The organism is Pseudomonas sp. BO3-4 (assembly GCF_034044115.1).
Taxonomy (GTDB): Bacteria; Pseudomonadota; Gammaproteobacteria; order Pseudomonadales; family Pseudomonadaceae; genus Aquipseudomonas; species Aquipseudomonas alloputida.
Genome location: NZ_CP139018.1, coordinates 551,931 through 567,345, shown reverse-complemented (window position 1 = coordinate 567,345; position 15,415 = coordinate 551,931). Strand labels below are relative to the sequence as shown.

20 protein-coding genes are annotated in these 15,415 nt (G+C 63.4%); 9 read left to right on the top strand and 11 right to left on the bottom strand.

What is annotated here, in order from left to right:
- Positions 1-105: 105 nt before the first annotated feature.
- The 9 genes from REH59_RS02600 to nrdR form a co-directional block, all read right to left on the bottom strand.
- Positions 106-849, bottom strand: coding sequence for a substrate-binding periplasmic protein (locus tag REH59_RS02600; RefSeq protein WP_003255390.1), 744 nt, complete (start codon positions 847-849; stop codon positions 106-108).
- 16 nt (positions 850-865) lie between these two features.
- On the bottom strand, positions 866-1,369 hold the full coding sequence (locus tag REH59_RS02595) for a phosphatidylglycerophosphatase A (protein ID WP_003255391.1): 504 nt from the start codon (positions 1,367-1,369) through the stop codon (positions 866-868).
- Positions 1,366-2,334: a thiamine-phosphate kinase gene (gene thiL / locus REH59_RS02590; protein ID WP_011953348.1), complete on the bottom strand. Its 969-nt coding sequence runs from the start codon at positions 2,332-2,334 to the stop codon at positions 1,366-1,368. Before thiL ends, REH59_RS02595 begins: the two co-directional genes overlap by 4 nt.
- 18 nt (positions 2,335-2,352) lie before the next feature.
- Complete coding sequence (nusB, locus tag REH59_RS02585) at positions 2,353-2,853, bottom strand: transcription antitermination factor NusB (RefSeq protein WP_003255393.1); 501 nt, start codon at positions 2,851-2,853, stop codon at positions 2,353-2,355.
- Positions 2,850-3,326, bottom strand: coding sequence for a 6,7-dimethyl-8-ribityllumazine synthase (ribE, locus tag REH59_RS02580; RefSeq protein WP_003255395.1), 477 nt, complete (start codon positions 3,324-3,326; stop codon positions 2,850-2,852). Before ribE ends, nusB begins: the two co-directional genes overlap by 4 nt.
- A gap of 91 nt (positions 3,327-3,417) precedes the next feature.
- Positions 3,418-4,509, bottom strand: a complete 1,092-nt coding sequence (gene ribBA / locus REH59_RS02575; RefSeq protein WP_003255398.1) for a bifunctional 3,4-dihydroxy-2-butanone-4-phosphate synthase/GTP cyclohydrolase II — start codon at positions 4,507-4,509, stop codon at positions 3,418-3,420.
- Between the two features lie 18 nt (positions 4,510-4,527).
- Positions 4,528-5,193 (bottom strand): riboflavin synthase, encoded by a 666-nt coding sequence (locus REH59_RS02570; protein ID WP_003255399.1) that lies wholly within the window; start codon positions 5,191-5,193, stop codon positions 4,528-4,530.
- Between the two features lie 42 nt (positions 5,194-5,235).
- The gene (gene ribD / locus REH59_RS02565) at positions 5,236-6,366 is read right to left on the bottom strand and encodes a bifunctional diaminohydroxyphosphoribosylaminopyrimidine deaminase/5-amino-6-(5-phosphoribosylamino)uracil reductase RibD (RefSeq protein ID WP_014860920.1); all 1,131 of its coding nucleotides are present in this window, start codon (positions 6,364-6,366) and stop codon (positions 5,236-5,238) included.
- 2 nt (positions 6,367-6,368) lie between these two features.
- Complete coding sequence (gene nrdR / locus REH59_RS02560; RefSeq protein WP_003255402.1) at positions 6,369-6,833, bottom strand: transcriptional regulator NrdR; 465 nt, start codon at positions 6,831-6,833, stop codon at positions 6,369-6,371.
- Positions 6,834-6,939: 106 nt separating this feature from the next.
- On the opposite strand from nrdR, the gene REH59_RS02555 reads away from it, so the two are divergent.
- From REH59_RS02555 to trxA, 3 genes are read left to right on the top strand one after another with little or no spacing between them, the layout of a single operon-like run.
- Positions 6,940-7,386, top strand: coding sequence for a YbaY family lipoprotein (locus REH59_RS02555; protein ID WP_003255404.1), 447 nt, complete (start codon positions 6,940-6,942; stop codon positions 7,384-7,386).
- A 3-nt stretch (positions 7,387-7,389) separates the two neighbouring features.
- Positions 7,390-8,046, top strand: coding sequence for a class I SAM-dependent methyltransferase (locus REH59_RS02550; protein WP_003255405.1), 657 nt, complete (start codon positions 7,390-7,392; stop codon positions 8,044-8,046).
- 31 nt (positions 8,047-8,077) lie between these two features.
- Entirely contained in the window at positions 8,078-8,950 is an 873-nt protein-coding gene (gene trxA, locus REH59_RS02545) for a thioredoxin (protein WP_014860919.1), read from the top strand.
- Positions 8,951-9,207: 257 nt separating this feature from the next.
- On the opposite strand, the gene REH59_RS02540 is transcribed toward trxA, so the two are convergent.
- Positions 9,208-9,552 (bottom strand): hypothetical protein, encoded by a 345-nt coding sequence (locus tag REH59_RS02540; protein WP_003255407.1) that lies wholly within the window; start codon positions 9,550-9,552, stop codon positions 9,208-9,210.
- 130 nt (positions 9,553-9,682) lie between these two features.
- Between REH59_RS02540 and REH59_RS02535 the strand changes: the two genes are divergently transcribed.
- From REH59_RS02535 to REH59_RS02515, 5 genes are all read left to right on the top strand, one after another.
- Positions 9,683-10,258 carry a DUF2796 domain-containing protein gene (locus REH59_RS02535; protein WP_004576907.1) on the top strand — a complete coding sequence of 192 codons (576 nt, stop codon included), beginning with the start codon at positions 9,683-9,685 and terminating at the stop codon, positions 10,256-10,258.
- A complete protein-coding gene (locus REH59_RS02530) occupies positions 10,259-10,969 on the top strand; it encodes an ABC transporter ATP-binding protein (RefSeq protein WP_014860917.1) in 711 nt (236 codons plus the stop codon).
- On the top strand, positions 10,969-12,234 hold the full coding sequence (locus REH59_RS02525) for an ABC transporter permease (protein WP_014860916.1): 1,266 nt from the start codon (positions 10,969-10,971) through the stop codon (positions 12,232-12,234). Before REH59_RS02530 ends, REH59_RS02525 begins: the two co-directional genes overlap by 1 nt.
- Positions 12,235-12,360: 126 nt before the next feature.
- Positions 12,361-12,873 carry a DUF3299 domain-containing protein gene (locus tag REH59_RS02520; protein ID WP_014860915.1) on the top strand — a complete coding sequence of 171 codons (513 nt, stop codon included), beginning with the start codon at positions 12,361-12,363 and terminating at the stop codon, positions 12,871-12,873.
- 109 nt (positions 12,874-12,982) lie between these two features.
- On the top strand, positions 12,983-13,666 hold the full coding sequence (locus REH59_RS02515) for an OmpW/AlkL family protein (protein WP_003255412.1): 684 nt from the start codon (positions 12,983-12,985) through the stop codon (positions 13,664-13,666).
- Here REH59_RS02515 and REH59_RS02510 read toward each other — a convergent pair.
- Positions 13,654-14,859, bottom strand: coding sequence for an MFS transporter (locus REH59_RS02510; RefSeq protein WP_014860914.1), 1,206 nt, complete (start codon positions 14,857-14,859; stop codon positions 13,654-13,656). The genes REH59_RS02515 and REH59_RS02510 overlap by 13 nt on opposite strands.
- Before the next feature lie 103 nt (positions 14,860-14,962).
- Between REH59_RS02510 and REH59_RS02505 the strand changes: the two genes are divergently transcribed.
- Positions 14,963-15,406 carry a winged helix-turn-helix transcriptional regulator gene (locus REH59_RS02505; RefSeq protein WP_010951791.1) on the top strand — a complete coding sequence of 148 codons (444 nt, stop codon included), beginning with the start codon at positions 14,963-14,965 and terminating at the stop codon, positions 15,404-15,406.
- Positions 15,407-15,415 lie beyond the last annotated feature (9 nt).

Sequence of the window (15,415 nt, the reverse complement as noted above, 5' to 3'; positions counted from 1 at the left end):
ATACGGTGGCTTAAGATCGAAAAGTTCGATACTTATTAAAAAGCCATCGCTCAATCACAAGCCCGCTGCCACAGGGGGCCGCGATGTACCTTGGTGTATTCAGCCTCAGTGCGGGTGACTACCGGCGTTGAACGGATAGGGCTGTTTCCAGTGCTCGAAAATCGGTTTCAGTTCGCCGCTACGCACCAGCTCCTTCATGCGCTTGTCGAACAGGTCGCACAGGGCCTTGGCCTGGTCGTTACGGGCAAAAGCCAGGTACAACGGCAACTCGGCCACGTGGGTACGGCGGAAGCGCTCAGGCTGGGAGGCTTGCCCTAGCACGTAGTCGACCTCGGTCAGTGCGTCGATGTAGTAGTCCACCCGGTCGTGCTCGAGCATCGGCAAAATGCCCTCGCGACGCTGGATTTCGCGGAATTCGTGCACATTGGGCAAGTAGCTGCCGTAATCATAACCACGCACCCAAGCCAACCGGTACTTGCCGATGGTATCCAGGGTAGGCGCAGGTTTGCTGGCCAGCCCCAGGGCATAAATGTGGTCCATGTCGAAGTGCCAGCGCGGGTACAGGTTGTCGTCGTTCTCTTCCTTGTACGAGCCAACCCAGGCATCAGCCTCGCCGCGCTTGACCAGGCCAACCGCCCGGCTGTAGGGCGCACTCTGGGTAACCACCTCGACGCCGGCCGGCTCGAACACTTTGCGCAGCACATCCCAGGCCACCCCGGTACCGTCGGCATTGGTGTAGTCGAGCCACTCCTCGCTAACCAGATGGATCTGTTTCGGGATACCCTCGGCAGCCGTTACCCACGGGGCAATACTCAGCAGCATTGCCAGCAGTACAGTCCTTACGGCCATTCACGCACTCCCTGTTTCAGGCAACCGCCCACACCAGAACCTGCATGCCCAGCCAGGCAAACACGCCGGCCAGGATATCGTCGAGCATGATGCCGACGCCCCCGTGCACATGACGATCGATCCAGCGGATCGGCCACGGCTTGAGGATGTCGAAGAAGCGGAACATCAGGAACCCTGCCAACAGCCACTGCCAGCCCTCCGGCACCAGCCAGAGGGTGATCCACATGCCGACAATCTCGTCCCAGACAATGCCTTCATGGTCGTGTACACGCAAGTCATTGGCAACTTTGCCGCACAACCAGAAGCCAAACAGCATGCTCACGCCGAGCAACAGCCAGTATCCCCAGTCGGGCAACATCTGCCAAAGCGGGATAAACGGTATGGCCACCAGCGAGCCCCAGGTACCTGGCGCCTTGGGCAAGGTGCCAGAACCGAAGCCAAAAGCGATGAAGTGCCACGGGTTGCGCCAGACCGAAGGCGGAACGAACTCCGCAGGCACCTGGTTGGGGTGATCGGTCACGGTCTCTCCCTAAAGTGTTGATAGCCCCGCTGGACGGGGGTTATGTCCTGGCCCTGCGCGTCGCGCAAGGTCACGCCTTGCCCTTCGAGCACACGACCGACGGTATGCACTTCGATAAAATCGAAGGCTGCCAAGGGCGCCAGCGCCTCGGGTGGCAAGGTGAAGGCCAGTACGTAATCGTCGCCACCGGTAAGCGCCGCCTGCACGGCTGCTTCACGGCCGAGGAAGGCCTCCAGAGCAGGAGACACTGGCACTTGCGCCAGGTTCACCTCCAACGCGACACCGGATGCCTTGGCAATATGCCCACAGTCGGCGAGCAGCCCGTCGGAGATGTCCAGCGCCGCCGTGGCCCGGCCACGCAGCAGGGCACCGAGGGTGAGCTGCGGCATCGGTGACCAGTAATGGGCCAGCAGCGGCTCGGCCTGCGCGGCAGGCGCCTCGCGCTCGCCCAGCACCAAGGGCAAGGCACCGGCGGCCTTGCCCAGCGAACCGCCGACACACAACAGGTCACCCGGCCTTGCACCGCTGCGGCGCAAGGCCTGGCCAGCCGGCACGCGGCCGAACACGGTGACAGTGATACTCAAGGGGCCGCGCGTCGTGTCACCACCGATCAGGCTCATGCGGCAACGGTGGGCCATGCGACCAAGGCCGTCGGCATAGGCCGCCAGCCAGTCAGGGCCAACGTCAGGGAGGGTCAGTGCGAGGGTAAAGCCGATTGCAGTCGCGCCCATGGCTGCCAGGTCACTGGCCGCCACAGCCAACGATCGCTGGCCAAGCAGCAACGGATCGCAAACAGCAGGAAAGTGCACCCCGGCGACCAGGGTGTCGGTCGACACCGCCAGTTGCTCACCGGGGGGAAGGTCCAGCAGGGCACAGTCGTCGCCGATACCCAGCGCCACGCCCTCGCCACCCTGCGCACAGGGCGCAGCGGCGAAGTAATGGTTGATCAGCTCGAACTCACCCATGACCAGGCAGCGCCAGGATCAGCGCTTGTTCGCCTTGACTTCTGCTTCACGCAGCGCCGGGGCTAGCTTGTCGAGCACGCCGTTGACGAACTTGTGGCCGTCAGTGGCACCGAAGACCTTGGCCAGCTCCACGCCTTCGTTGATCACGACGCGGTACGGCACGTCGACGCGTTTGATCAGTTCCCAGGTGGACAGACGCAGCACGGCCAGCTCGACCGGGTCGAGCTCTTCCAGTGCGATGGTCATGCAAGGCACCAGCGCTTTGTCGATTTCGCCCTTGATTGCCGGGACCCCATGCAGGATCTCGCGGAAATAGGCACCGTCGACATCGGTGAAATCGTTATCCACCCGGAACTGCGCTTCGATCTCGTTCAGCGAATGCTGGGCCATGTGCCACTGGTAGAGGGCCTGGGTCGCGAGCTTGCGGGCTTCGCGGCGCTTGGCGCTCTTGGAGGGCTTGCCGGCATCCGCAGGTTTTGGATCGCGCGGGTTGAAACGATCGCTTTCGTCGCTAATCACTTGGCCTCCAACTGCGCCAGCAGGCTGACCATTTCCAGTGCGGACAGGGCAGCTTCAGCACCTTTGTTGCCGGCTTTGGTGCCAGAACGCTCGATGGCTTGCTCGATGGAGTCGACGGTCAGTACGCCGAAGGCCACCGGAACACCGAACTCCATGGACACCTGGGCCAGGCCCTTGGTGCACTCGCCCGCCACGTATTCGAAGTGCGGGGTACCGCCACGAATCACGGCGCCCAGGGCGATGATCGCGTCGTAGGCGCCTTGCTGGGCGACCTTCTGTGCCACCAGCGGGATCTCGAATGCACCCGGGGCACGGATGATGGTGATGTCGCTTTCGCTGACACCGTGGCGTACCAGGGCATCAACGGCACCGCTTACCAGGCTTTCGACAACGAAGCTGTTGAAGCGGCCAACCACCAAAGCATAGCGACCTTTGGGGGCGATGAAGGTACCTTCGATGGTCTTCAGGGTCATTCCGATATTCTCATCTTCAAGAGCGAGGCCGCATACAAGCGGCCTCGACAGGGGTCTGGACTCGAGCAGAGGGCGTCAATGCCGCCTCAAGTCACTCGGAGGGCACGTATTCTACAACTTCCAGATCGAATCCGGATATCGCGTTGAACTTCATCGGCGAACTCATCAGGCGCATCTTGCGCACACCGAGGTCGCGCAGGATCTGCGAACCGGCCCCCACGGTGCTGTAGGTAGTCGGTGCCTTGGCCGGTGCATCGCCCGCGCTTTCGCGGATGTGCGCCAGCAGCACGTCGCCGTCCAGCGGGTGCCCCAGCAGCAGCACCACGCCACTGCCGGCTTCGGCCACTGCGGCCATGGCCGCGCGCAAGCTCCAGCGGCCTGGCTGCTTGACCAGCAGCAGGTCACGCAGTGGGTCCATATTGTGTACCCGTACCAAGGTCGGCTCTTCGGCGCAGATCTTGCCCAGGGTCAAGGCCATGTGCACGTCGCCTTCGACCGCGTCACGGTAGGTGACCAGGTTGAACTCACCCAGCTCGCTCTCCACCGATTGCTCGGAAACACGCTGCACGGTGCGCTCGTGGATCATGCGGTAGTGGATCAGGTCGGCGATGGTGCCGATCTTCAGGCCGTGCTCGGCGGCGAACACTTCCAGTTCGGCGCGGCGCGACATGGTGCCGTCGTCGTTCATCACTTCGCAGATCACGCCGCTTGGCTCGAAACCGGCCATGCGCGCCAGGTCACAGGCGGCTTCGGTGTGGCCGGCACGCGCCAGCGTACCGCCTGGCTGGGCCATCAGCGGGAAGATGTGACCAGGGCTGACAATGTCTTCGGCCTTGGCGTCCTTGGCAGCAGCAGCCTGCACAGTGCGGGCGCGGTCGGCGGCGGAAATACCGGTGGTGACGCCCTCGGCGGCCTCGATCGACACGGTGAACTTGGTGCCGAAGCCCGAGCCGTTGCGCGGTGCCATCAACGGCAGCTTCAGCGTTTCGCAACGCTCGCGGGTCATCGGCATGCAGATCAGGCCACGGGCATGCTTGGCCATGAAGTTGATGTGCTCCGGCTGGCAGCATTCGGCCGCCATGATGATGTCGCCTTCGTTCTCGCGGTCTTCGTCATCCATCAGGATGACCATTTTGCCCTGGCGGATGTCTTCGACCAGTTCTTCGATGCTGTTGAGCGCCACGCGGCACCCCCTTCTCAATCAGGATTTCAAGAAGCCATTGGCGGCCAGGAAGCTTTCGGTAATGCCACTGCCCTTGCTCGGTTCGGCGGCCTTGTCACCCAGCAGCAAGCGCTCCAGGTAACGGGCCAGCAGGTCGACCTCAAGGTTTACCCGACGCCCTGCACGGTAATCGGCCATGATGGTTTCGGACAGAGTGTGCGGGACAATGGTCAGCTCGAACTCGGCGCCATTGACCTCATTGACCGTCAGGCTGGTGCCGTCGACGGTGATCGAACCCTTGTGGGCGATGTACTTGGCCAGTTCCTTCGGTGCACGCACACGGAACTGGATGGCGCGGGCGTTATCGCTGCGCGAAATGATTTCGCCAACCCCGTCGACGTGGCCGCTGACCAGGTGCCCGCCCAGGCGGGTGGTGGGGGTCAGGGCTTTTTCCAGGTTGACCTTGCTGCCGCTCTTGAGGTCGATGAAGGCGGTGCGCTTGAGGGTTTCGACGCTGACATCGGCCCAGAAGCCGTCGCCCGGCAGTTCTACGGCCGTGAGGCATACACCGTTGACGGCGATGCTGTCGCCGAGCTTGACGTCCCCCAGGTCGAGCTTGCCGGTTTCTACGTAGACGCGCACGTCACCACCCTTGGGAGTCAGGCTGCGGATGGTGCCGATGGATTCGATGATGCCGGTGAACATGGGGACTTCCTCAAAAACGGTTTGCGCGGGGCAAGCCCGGCATTATACGCCGGGCGCTGGCAGGGGGATGGCCGTGACCCGCCAGTCATCGCCCACTGCGCGCATTTCGGTAATTTTCAGCCGTGGTGCTTCGCTCATCTTGTCCATCGGCCAGTCCAGCAGTGGCCGGGCCTGAGAGCCCAGGAAGGTGCCAGCGACGAACAGCTGGTACTCGTCGACCAGGCCTTGCCGAGCGAAGGCACCGACCAGGCCGGCACCGGCTTCCAGCAGGATTTCGTTGACGCCGCGGGCAGCCAGGGCGCGAAGCAGCGCCGCCAGGTCGACCTGGCCATTGTCGCCCGGCAAGCTGAGCAATTCGTGGCCGGCAGCGGCATAGCGCGGGTCATCTGCGACAGCCGTCACCACCAGCGCTGGGCCCGCCTGGAAGAACGGCGCCGCCAGTGGCAGGCGCAGGCGGCCATCGACCAGCACCCGCAAGGGTGTGCGACTGAGTGCCAGGGCGGTTGTTTCGGCATCCAGGCCCAGCTCGGCGCCACGCACGGTCATGCGTGCGTTGTCTGTCAGCACGCTGGCGGCGCTGGTCAGCACCACGCTGGAGCGGGCGCGCAAGCGCTGCACGGCTGAGCGCGCGGCCGGCCCGGTGATCCACTGGCTTTCACCACTGGCCATGGCAGTGCGGCCATCCAGGCTCATGGCCAGCTTGGCGCGAACGAACGGCAGGCCGTGCTCCATGCGCTTGAGGAAGCCTGGGTTGAGGGCGCGGGCCTCGGCTTCGAGCACTCCGCTGGCCACTTCGATTCCGGCTTCGGCCAGGCGCCGCAGGCCCTGCCCCGCCACTTGTGGGTTAGGGTCCTGCATGGCGGCTACTACGCGCGCCACGCCGGCCTTGACCAGTGCTTCGGCACACGGTGGCGTACGGCCATGGTGGCTGCATGGTTCCAGGGTGACGTAGGCACAAGCACCGCGGGCAAGTTCACCGGCCTGGCGCAGAGCATGCACTTCGGCATGGGGCTCGCCGGCGCGCACGTGCCAGCCTTCACCGACCACTTCGCCATCGCGCACGATCACGCAGCCTACGCGCGGGTTCGGGTGGGTGGTGTACAGGCCTTTACGCGCCAGCTCCAGCGCGCGGGCCATGTAGTGAGCGTCGAGAATGGCAGCTTGGCTGGGCATGTTCACTCTTTAGCTGGCTCACGGGCCAGGCGGTCGATTTCTTCGCGGAACTCGTCGAGGTCCTGGAAGCGCCGGTACACCGAAGCAAAGCGGATATAGGCCACTTCATCGAGTTTGCGCAACTCGGCCATGACCATTTCACCGACCACCAGCGATTTGACTTCGCGCTCGCCTGTGGCACGCAGCCGGCTCTTGATGTGCGCCAGCGCAGCTTCCAGGCGCTCGACGCTGACCGGACGCTTTTCCAGGGCCCGTTGCATACCAGCGCGCAGCTTTTCTTCGTCGAAGGGCTGGCGCGTGCCGTCCTGCTTGATCAGCCGGGGCAGCACCAGCTCGGCGGTTTCGAAGGTGGTGAAGCGCTCGCCGCAGGCCACGCATTCACGGCGGCGGCGCACCTGCTCGCCCTCGGCGACGAGGCGAGAGTCGATGACCTTGGTGTCGTTGGCACCGCAAAAGGGACAGTGCATGGTGGCAGGCAACAAAAAAAGGGAGGGCCATGGTAGCGCATTGCACTGGCAAGACAAGCCAAAGGGGTTAACATCCATGGGAAATATGCCCGTGAAGGACTCCCCCATGCACTACCGAGCGCTCGTCGTGCTGTGCTGCGCCGCTCTGCTTGCCGCCTGCGGCAGCGACAGGCCAAAGACCGACAACCCAGTGCCCGCGCCAGCCCCTTCGGCCAAGGCCGAAGTGCTGGGCCCGCTGCCGGCCTACCAGCGCGAGCTGAGCGGCACCTTGCTGGAAATTCCGGCGGGTGCCGAGGTGGAACTGGCCTTGCTGGTGATCGACGAACGCGACCGCCCACAGCGCCTGCTGGCCAGCAGTAATCTGACCGGTACCGGCCAGGCACTGCCCTACCACCTGCGCTTCAACCCCGAAGCCTTCCCGCCCGGTGCCCGGGTCGAACTGCGTGGCCGCGCCAGCAACTCCGGCCAGCTGATCATGCACCTGCCCCCGGTGCGCATTACCCAAGCACAAACCCAGGCCACCGGCCCGCTGCGTTTCGAGAAGGCGCCTTAAGTGATGCCGCTGGCCCTGCAACAGGCCCTCAGCGGCCTGATCGGCGAAGCACGCCTGATCGTCAGCGAACTGCCCGACTGTGACCTGAAGCTATGGCTGATCGACGACCAGAACATGGATCGCGCCTTCAGCAGCGAAGAAACCCGGCGCATTCTTGAAGAACCTCCCTATTGGAGCTTCTGCTGGGCCAGCGGGCTGGCAATGGCCCGCTACCTGGCCGAACGCCCGGAGTGGGTGGCGGGCAAGCGCGTGCTGGACTTTGGCGCCGGCTCTGGTATCGCCGGCATTGCTGCTGCACGCGCCGGTGCACGGGAAGTGGTGGCCTGCGACCTCGACCCGCTGGCCCTCGATGCCTGCCGTGCGAATGCAGCACTGAACGGGGTGACATTACGCTACAGCAGCGATTTTTTTGCCGAGGAAGACCGCTTCGACCTGATCCTGGTTGCCGATGTGCTGTACGACCGCGCCAACCTGCCGCTGCTGGATGCCTTCCTGAGCCGCGGTCGACAGGCCTTGGTGGCCGACTCGCGGGTACGTGACTTTCACCACCCGTTGTACCAGCAATTGGGCGTGCTCGAAGCACTGACCCTGCCGGACCTGGCCGAGCCACACGAATTCCGCCGGGTCAGCCTGTACCACGCCAGCCGCGACACCTTATAGTGGTGCCATACACGAGTTTGCGAGAGTCGCGATGACCCAAGACACGCCTTACATTTTCGACGCCACCGATACCAACTTCCAGCAACTGGTGATCGAGAACTCCTTCCACAAGCCAGTGCTGGTGGACTTCTGGGCCGAGTGGTGCGCGCCGTGCAAGGCGCTGATGCCATTGCTGGCAAAGATTGCCGAGGGTTACCAGGGCGAACTGCTGCTGGCCAAGATCAACTGCGACGTGGAGCAACAGGTGGTTGCCCAGTTCGGCATCCGTAGCCTGCCGACAGTGGTGCTGTTCAAGGACGGTCAGCCGGTGGACGGTTTTGCCGGGGCGCAACCGGAGTCGGCGATCCGCGCCATGCTCGAGCCGCATGTACAACTGCCAGCCGCGCCCACCGCCTCGCCACTGGAGCAGGCAAAGGCGCTGTTTGCCGAAAGCCGTTTTGCCGAAACCGAAGCGCTGTTGCAGGCGCTGCTGGGTGAGGACAACAGCAATGTCGAGGCGCTGATCCTGTATGCCCGCTGCCTGGCCGAGCGTGGCGAGCTGGGCGAAGCGCAAGTGGTGCTGGATGCGGTCAAGACTGACGAACACAAAGCTGCACTGGCCGGTGCCAAGGCCCAGCTGACCTTCCTGCGCCAGGCTGCCAGCCTGCCGGAAGTGGCAGACCTTAAAAGCCGTCTGGCGCAGAACCCGCAAGACGACGAGGCGGCTTATCAGCTGAGCATTCAGCAACTGGCGCGCCAGCAGTATGAGGCGGCGCTGGACGGGCTGCTGAAGCTGTTCCAGCGTAACCGTGGCTACGAGAACGGGCTGCCGCAGAAGGCGCTGTTGCAGGTGTTCGAATTGCTGGGTGGCGATCACCCGCTGGTTGGTGTTTATCGTCGCAAGCTGTCGGCGGCGATGTTCTGAGTGACCTTGAAGCCTGCGCTGGACCTGTGAGAGCGGGCATGCCCGCGAGGAACCAGCGCAGTGGAGGCACCGGCTCTGCCGGTGTTCGCGGGTAAGCCCGCTCCTACAGGCGAGCGCGCAGGCTTTTCAGAATTTGAGAGCGGGCATGCCCGCGAAGAAGCCAACGCAGTGGCTGGCACCGGCTCTGCCGGTGTTCGCGTGTAAACCCGCTCCTACAGGCGAGCGCGCAGGCTTGGCTCCAACAGCGAAAACAGCACTCACCCCACCCAGTGATACATCGGCGCATCCACGCCACTTTCTACCTTTACCTCACTGCTGTGCCGCAAGCGCACCAGCAACCGTTTACCCGCCGCCGTACTCCCCGCCAACCCTTCCAGCCGGTCCAGCAATTCCGGCCCGCTCATCTGTCCTGCCAGACGCAACACATCACGCGCCGCAGCCCACTGACCGTCATCTTGGCGCGGCGCGACCACCGCAGCTGTCGCGGCCGCCTGGGCTACCATCGGCACCTCGGTCTGCCGCCCCAGTTGCGCCCACTCTTCAGGCGTCAGCTCGATGGTCAGGTCCACCGGCCAATCACCAATCTGTCCACGAATTCTCATGATGCATTCCTTGAGCCCAAATCAATGCAGCCATGCTACCGCAACATGAAACATGCGCCACACAGGCTGGCGGCACGCCAAGAAGCTGTTATAACATAACTCTATCTTTCAGCCCGCTCCGGAGTCGTCCATGCGTCGCCTGCTGCTCGCCCTGCCCTTCGCTTTGCTGCCACTGGCCGTGGCCCATGCTCACGATGACCATGATCATGACCACACCCACGGCTCCCTCGGCGCCCACGAGCATGGCGTAGCCAAGCTCAACGCAGTACTCGATGGCAATACCTTGGAACTGGAACTGGACAGCCCGGCAATGAACCTGGTCGGCTTCGAGCATGCCGCCAGCAGCGATGCCGACAAAGCCAAAGTCGCCGCCGTGCGCCAGCAACTTGAACAACCACTGAAGCTGTTCGGCCTTTCCGCCGCCGCAGGCTGCAAGGAAGACCAGCAGGCACTGGAAAGCCCTCTCTTCGGTGACGCCTCCAAGGCCGACGACGAGGGTGACGAGCACGAGCACGGCCATCAGCACAGCGACATCGGCGCCCATTATCAGCTGACTTGCGCCAACCCCGACAAACTGACAGAGCTGGACCTGGCGCCGCTGTTCAAGGCCTTCCCCGCCACCCAGAAAATCAACGTGCAACTGATCGGCCCCAATGGCCAGAAAGGCGTGGAAACCACGCCGGCCAAGGCAGCGGTCGCCTTCTGAATGAACCAGCCGTTGATCGATCTGCATGACCTGATGTTCGCCTGGCCAGGTCACCCGCCGCTGCTGGATATTCCGGCATTACGCCTGGACGCTGGTGAAGCGCTGTTTCTCAAGGGCCCCAGCGGCAGTGGCAAGACGACCTTGCTGGGCCTGCTGGGTGGGGTGAACGTGCCGGTCCAGGGCCGCATCCAGTTGCTCGGTCAGGACCTTGGCAGCCTGAGCCAGGGCGCCCGCGACCGCTTTCGGGTCGATCACACCGGGTATATCTTCCAGCAGTTCAACCTGCTGCCGTTCCTCTCGGTACGTGAAAACGTCGAGCTGCCCTGCCGCTTCTCGCGCAGCCGCAAGGCCCGCGCCGAGCAGCGCCATGGCAGTGTTGACCAGGCGGCCAGCACGCTGCTGACCCACCTGGGCCTGGGCGACCCTGCCATGCTCGCCCGCCGCGCCGACAGCCTGTCGATCGGCCAACAGCAACGGGTCGCCGCCGCCCGCGCACTGATCGGCCAGCCTGAGCTGGTGATTGCCGACGAACCGACCTCGGCACTGGATGCAGACACCCGCGAAGCGTTCATCCGCCTGCTGTTCGATGAGTGCCGTGCCGCCGGTGCCAGCTTGTTGTTCGTCAGCCACGACCAGAGCCTGGCACCGCTGTTCGACCGCCACCTGTCGCTTGCCGAACTGAACCGCGCCGCCAAGCCCCAGGAGGCCTGATGTACCTGCTCCGCCTTGCCTTGGCCAGCCTGGCCAACCGCCGCTTCACGGCGTTTCTGACCGCCTTTGCCATTGCCCTGTCGGTGTGCCTGCTGCTGGCTGTCGAGCGGGTCCGTACCGAAGCCCGTGCCAGCTTCGCCAGCACCATCAGCGGCACCGACCTGATTGTCGGTGCACGCTCCGGCTCGGTGAACCTGCTGCTGTACTCGGTGTTCCGCATTGGCAACGCGACCAACAACATCCGCTGGGACAGCTTTCAGCACTATGCGCAGGACACACGGGTGAAGTGGGCAATCCCGATCTCGCTGGGCGACTCGCACCGCGGTTACAGAGTGATGGGTACCACCACGGATTACTTCAGCCATTACCAGTACGGCCGCCGCCAGCACCTGGAACTGAGCCAGGGGCGTACGTTCGCCAACGACCCGTTCGAAGTGGTGCTCGGCGCCGAAGTGGCCGAGGCATTGCACTACAAGCTGGGTGACAAGCTGGTGCTGGCCCACGGTGTGGCCGCAATCAGCCTGGTCAAGCACGACGACAAGCCGTTTACCGTGGTCGGCGTACTCAAGCGCACCGGCACACCCGTCGACCGCACCCTGCATATCAGCCTGGGCGGCATGGAAGCGATCCATATCGACTGGCACAACGGCGTACCCGCCCGTGGCGCCGGCCGCATCAGCGCCGAGCAGGCCCGCACCATGGACCTGCAACCTGCCGCCATCACTGCGTTCATGCTTGGCCTTAACAGCAAGATCGCAACCTTCAGTTTGCAGCGAGAGATCAACGAGTACCGCAGCGAGCCGCTGCTGGCGATCCTGCCAGGGGTCGCCCTGCAGGAGCTGTGGAGCCTGATGGGCACTGCAGAACAGGCATTGTTCGTGGTGTCACTGTTCGTGGTGCTGACCGGTTTGATCGGCATGCTCACGGCGATTCTCACCAGCCTCAACGAACGCCGCCGAGAGATGGCGATACTGCGTTCGGTCGGGGCCCGGCCTTGGCATATTGCGGGGTTGCTGGTACTGGAAGCACTGTCACTGGCCTCGGTCGGGATCGTGGCCGGGCTTGGCTTGCTATATGCGGGTATCGCCCTGGCGCAGGGTTATGTGCAGGCCAACTATGGTTTGGACTTGCCACTGGCTATGCCGAGTACCCATGAATGGACCTTGCTGGCTATCATCCTGGGGGCCGCGTTGCTGATGGGCAGCGTGCCGGCGTGGCGGGCTTACCGGCAATCGCTGGCCGACGGCCTGTCCATACACCTCTGAGTGCGCGTAATGATCAAACACCTCACCGCCTGCTTCGCGGGCACGCCCGCTCCCACAGGGAGCCCCGCAGGCTTCGGAGCGTGTGCAGTACCTGTGGGAGCGGGCATGCCCGCGAAGAGGCCGGCAATGCACATGCTGCTGGCCTTGTTGTTGCTGGTAGCGATGCCTATATGGGCCGCCGAACCCAAGGAGCTGGACTGGCCCGCCCTGATCCCCGAAGGCGCCCCGGTCATCCCGCCGCAACTCACCCCGCTGCACGACATGTCACAGCTCAGCAACGCCCTGTCTGCCGAATCCGCCCCACCTGCGCGCCAACAGGCGCCCGACGCGCCAGTGGTAAAAAGCCTCGACGGCCAACAGGTCAAACTACCCGGCTACATCGTGCCACTGGAGGTCAGCGAAGAAGGCCGCACCACCGAATTCCTGCTGGTCCCTTACTATGGCGCGTGCATCCACGTGCCGCCGCCACCGCCGAACCAGATCGTGCACATTTTCAGCGAGATGGGCGTGCGCGTCGAAGACCTCTACCAGCCCTACTGGATCGAGGGAAAGATGCAGGTTAGAGCTTCCAGCAGCGAGTTGGCCGACGCCGGCTACCAGATGGAAGCCGAGAAAATCTACGCTTATGAGCTGAGATGAGAACTGTTTCGAATTCGTGAAGACGCTTCTTTGAGCTGGGTCAAACTTTCCGTTTAACCAGCTCCGTACCATTGGACCACTCGATTAATAACGTCCTTTGGGAGCTTCCATGAACAAGTCCTTGCTGGGTGCCTCGCTTGTGGCCCTTGCGCTCGCCGCCCCTGCCGCCCACGCCTATCAGGCGGGGGACATGATCCTGCGCGCAGGCGCCATCACCACCGCCCCGAACGAGAGCAGCGGCGACCTCAAGTTCGACGGCAACAAGGTGTCGGGCACCAAGGCGACCCTGGACAGCGATACCCAGTTGGGCCTGACCTTTGCCTACATGCTCACCGACCACATCGGCCTGGAGCTGCTGGCAGCGACCCCGTTCAAGCACACCGTCGCCGTAAAAGGCCTGGGCGGCGGGCTGGACGGCAAGCTGGCAGACATCAAGCAACTGCCACCGACGCTGTCGCTGCAGTACTACCCAATGGAACCGAATTCGCGCTTCCAGCCGTACGCTGGCGTCGGTATCAACTACACCCTGTTCTTTGACGAAGACTTGAGCAGCGCACGCAAGCAACAAGGCTTCAGCAACCTCAAGCTGCAGGATTCGGTAGGTATCGCCGGCCAACTGGGCATGGACTACTTGCTGACCGACAACCTGCTGGTAAACGCCTCGGTCTGGTACGTCGACATCGACACCAAGGCCAGCGTCAACGGCCCGACCGCCCTTGGCTACAGCAAGACCAAGGTCAACGTCGACGTCGACCCATGGGTATACATGGTCGGCCTTGGCTACAAGTTCTGACCTGAACATCGCAGGGCGGCCTCGGCCGCCCTCGCGCGTTGCAGCCATAGCCAGTAGCACAGTGCGACGGCACTGATGCCCACGCCAAGCCCACACACGGCAACCCAGCCCCAGTGTGCAAACACCCAGCTCGCCAACACCGCCCCCAAACCGCTGCCCAGCGAATAGCAACACATGTAGGCGCCGATCAATCGGCTAGCCATCGCACCACGTCCGGCCAGCAACAGGCTCTGGTTGGTGACATGCACTGCCTGCACGGCAAAGTCCAGCATCAGCACACCCAGCACGAAGGCCAGCAATGAATGCTCGACGAACGCTGTTGGCAGCCACGACAGCGTCAGCAGGGCCAACGACACCCCGGTCGTACGCTCCCCCCTTCCAAGGTCGGCCAGACGACCGGCATGCGAAGCCGCCAGCGTACCCGCGACACCTGCCAGGCCAAACAGGCCGATCTCGGTATGGCTCAGCGCCAGCGGCGCAGCACTGAGCGGCATGACCATGGCACTCCACAGCACGCTGAATGCGGCGAAGATCAACACACCGAACACGCCGCGCTGGCGCAGCAACCGGTCGTGCCGATACAGGCTGAACTGAGCCATGATCAGCGCCCGGTAACCCGGCCGACTCCTCATCGGCTGCCCGCCGGGCAGACTGCGCCACAGCACCAGCGCCAACATCATCAAGAGCCCTGCGGCGACCAGGTACACACTTCGCCAACCGGCCAGGTCAGCGAGCCCGCCCGAAGCCAGCCGTGCCAGCAGAATACCCAGCACCACACCACTGGTGACGGTGCCTACCGCCTGCCCTTGCTGGCCAGGTGAGGCCAGGCTCGCGGCATGAGCCACCATCACCTGCACCATGACTGCCATCAACCCGGCGATAGCCAGAGCCAGCAGCAATATTGCCCAGTTCGGCGCCATGCCAACGCCGACCAGCGCAAGCGCCGAGAACAGCAACTGGCCAAGCAACAGACGTTTACGGTCGACCAAGTCCCCGAGCGGCACAATCAGTAGCAGCCCCAGGGCGTAACCCCCCTGGGTCGCGCCAACGACCCAGCCAATCTGCTGCTGCGCCACCCCCAACTCAGCAGCCATCGACTCAAGCAGCGGTTGAGCGAAGTACACCGTCGCCACAGCCATCGCACTGGTGGTGGCAAGCAACAGGGTTATCCAGCGTGTCAGCGAAGGTGTCATCGGGCAAAACCTCTGGAATCTGGTTTCAATTTGAAACCACATGCTGGCTATTTAGCAAATGTGGTTTTAATCTGCAACCAGGTAATCAAGACAGGCTTGCCCCATGCTCGATGAAAACAATGCGCAGTGCCCCGTGGCCCGCGCTCTGGAGGTGCTGGGTGACCGTTGGGCGCTGATGATCCTGCGCGATGCCTTTGACGGCCTACGGCGTTTCAGTGAATTTCAGAAGAACCTGGGGCTGGCGAAGAACATCCTCACCTCGCGGCTAAAGCTGTTGGTGGAAAGTGGGTTGCTGATGACACAGCCGGCGTCGGATGGCAGTGCCTATAAAGAATATGTGCTGACCGACAAAGGGCGGTCGGTGTTTCCAGTGGTGGTTGGTTTGAGGCAGTGGGGGGAGCGGTTTCTGTTCGAGGCGGGAGAAGCGCGTTCGGAACTGGTGGACGGCGTGACGGGGCAGGCGCTTGAAATATTGCAGGTCCGTGGCCAGGATGGGCGGGTCTTACATCCCGAAGATTGCCAGCGCAGAAGGGTGCGGCATGGGTGATGTCAGGGC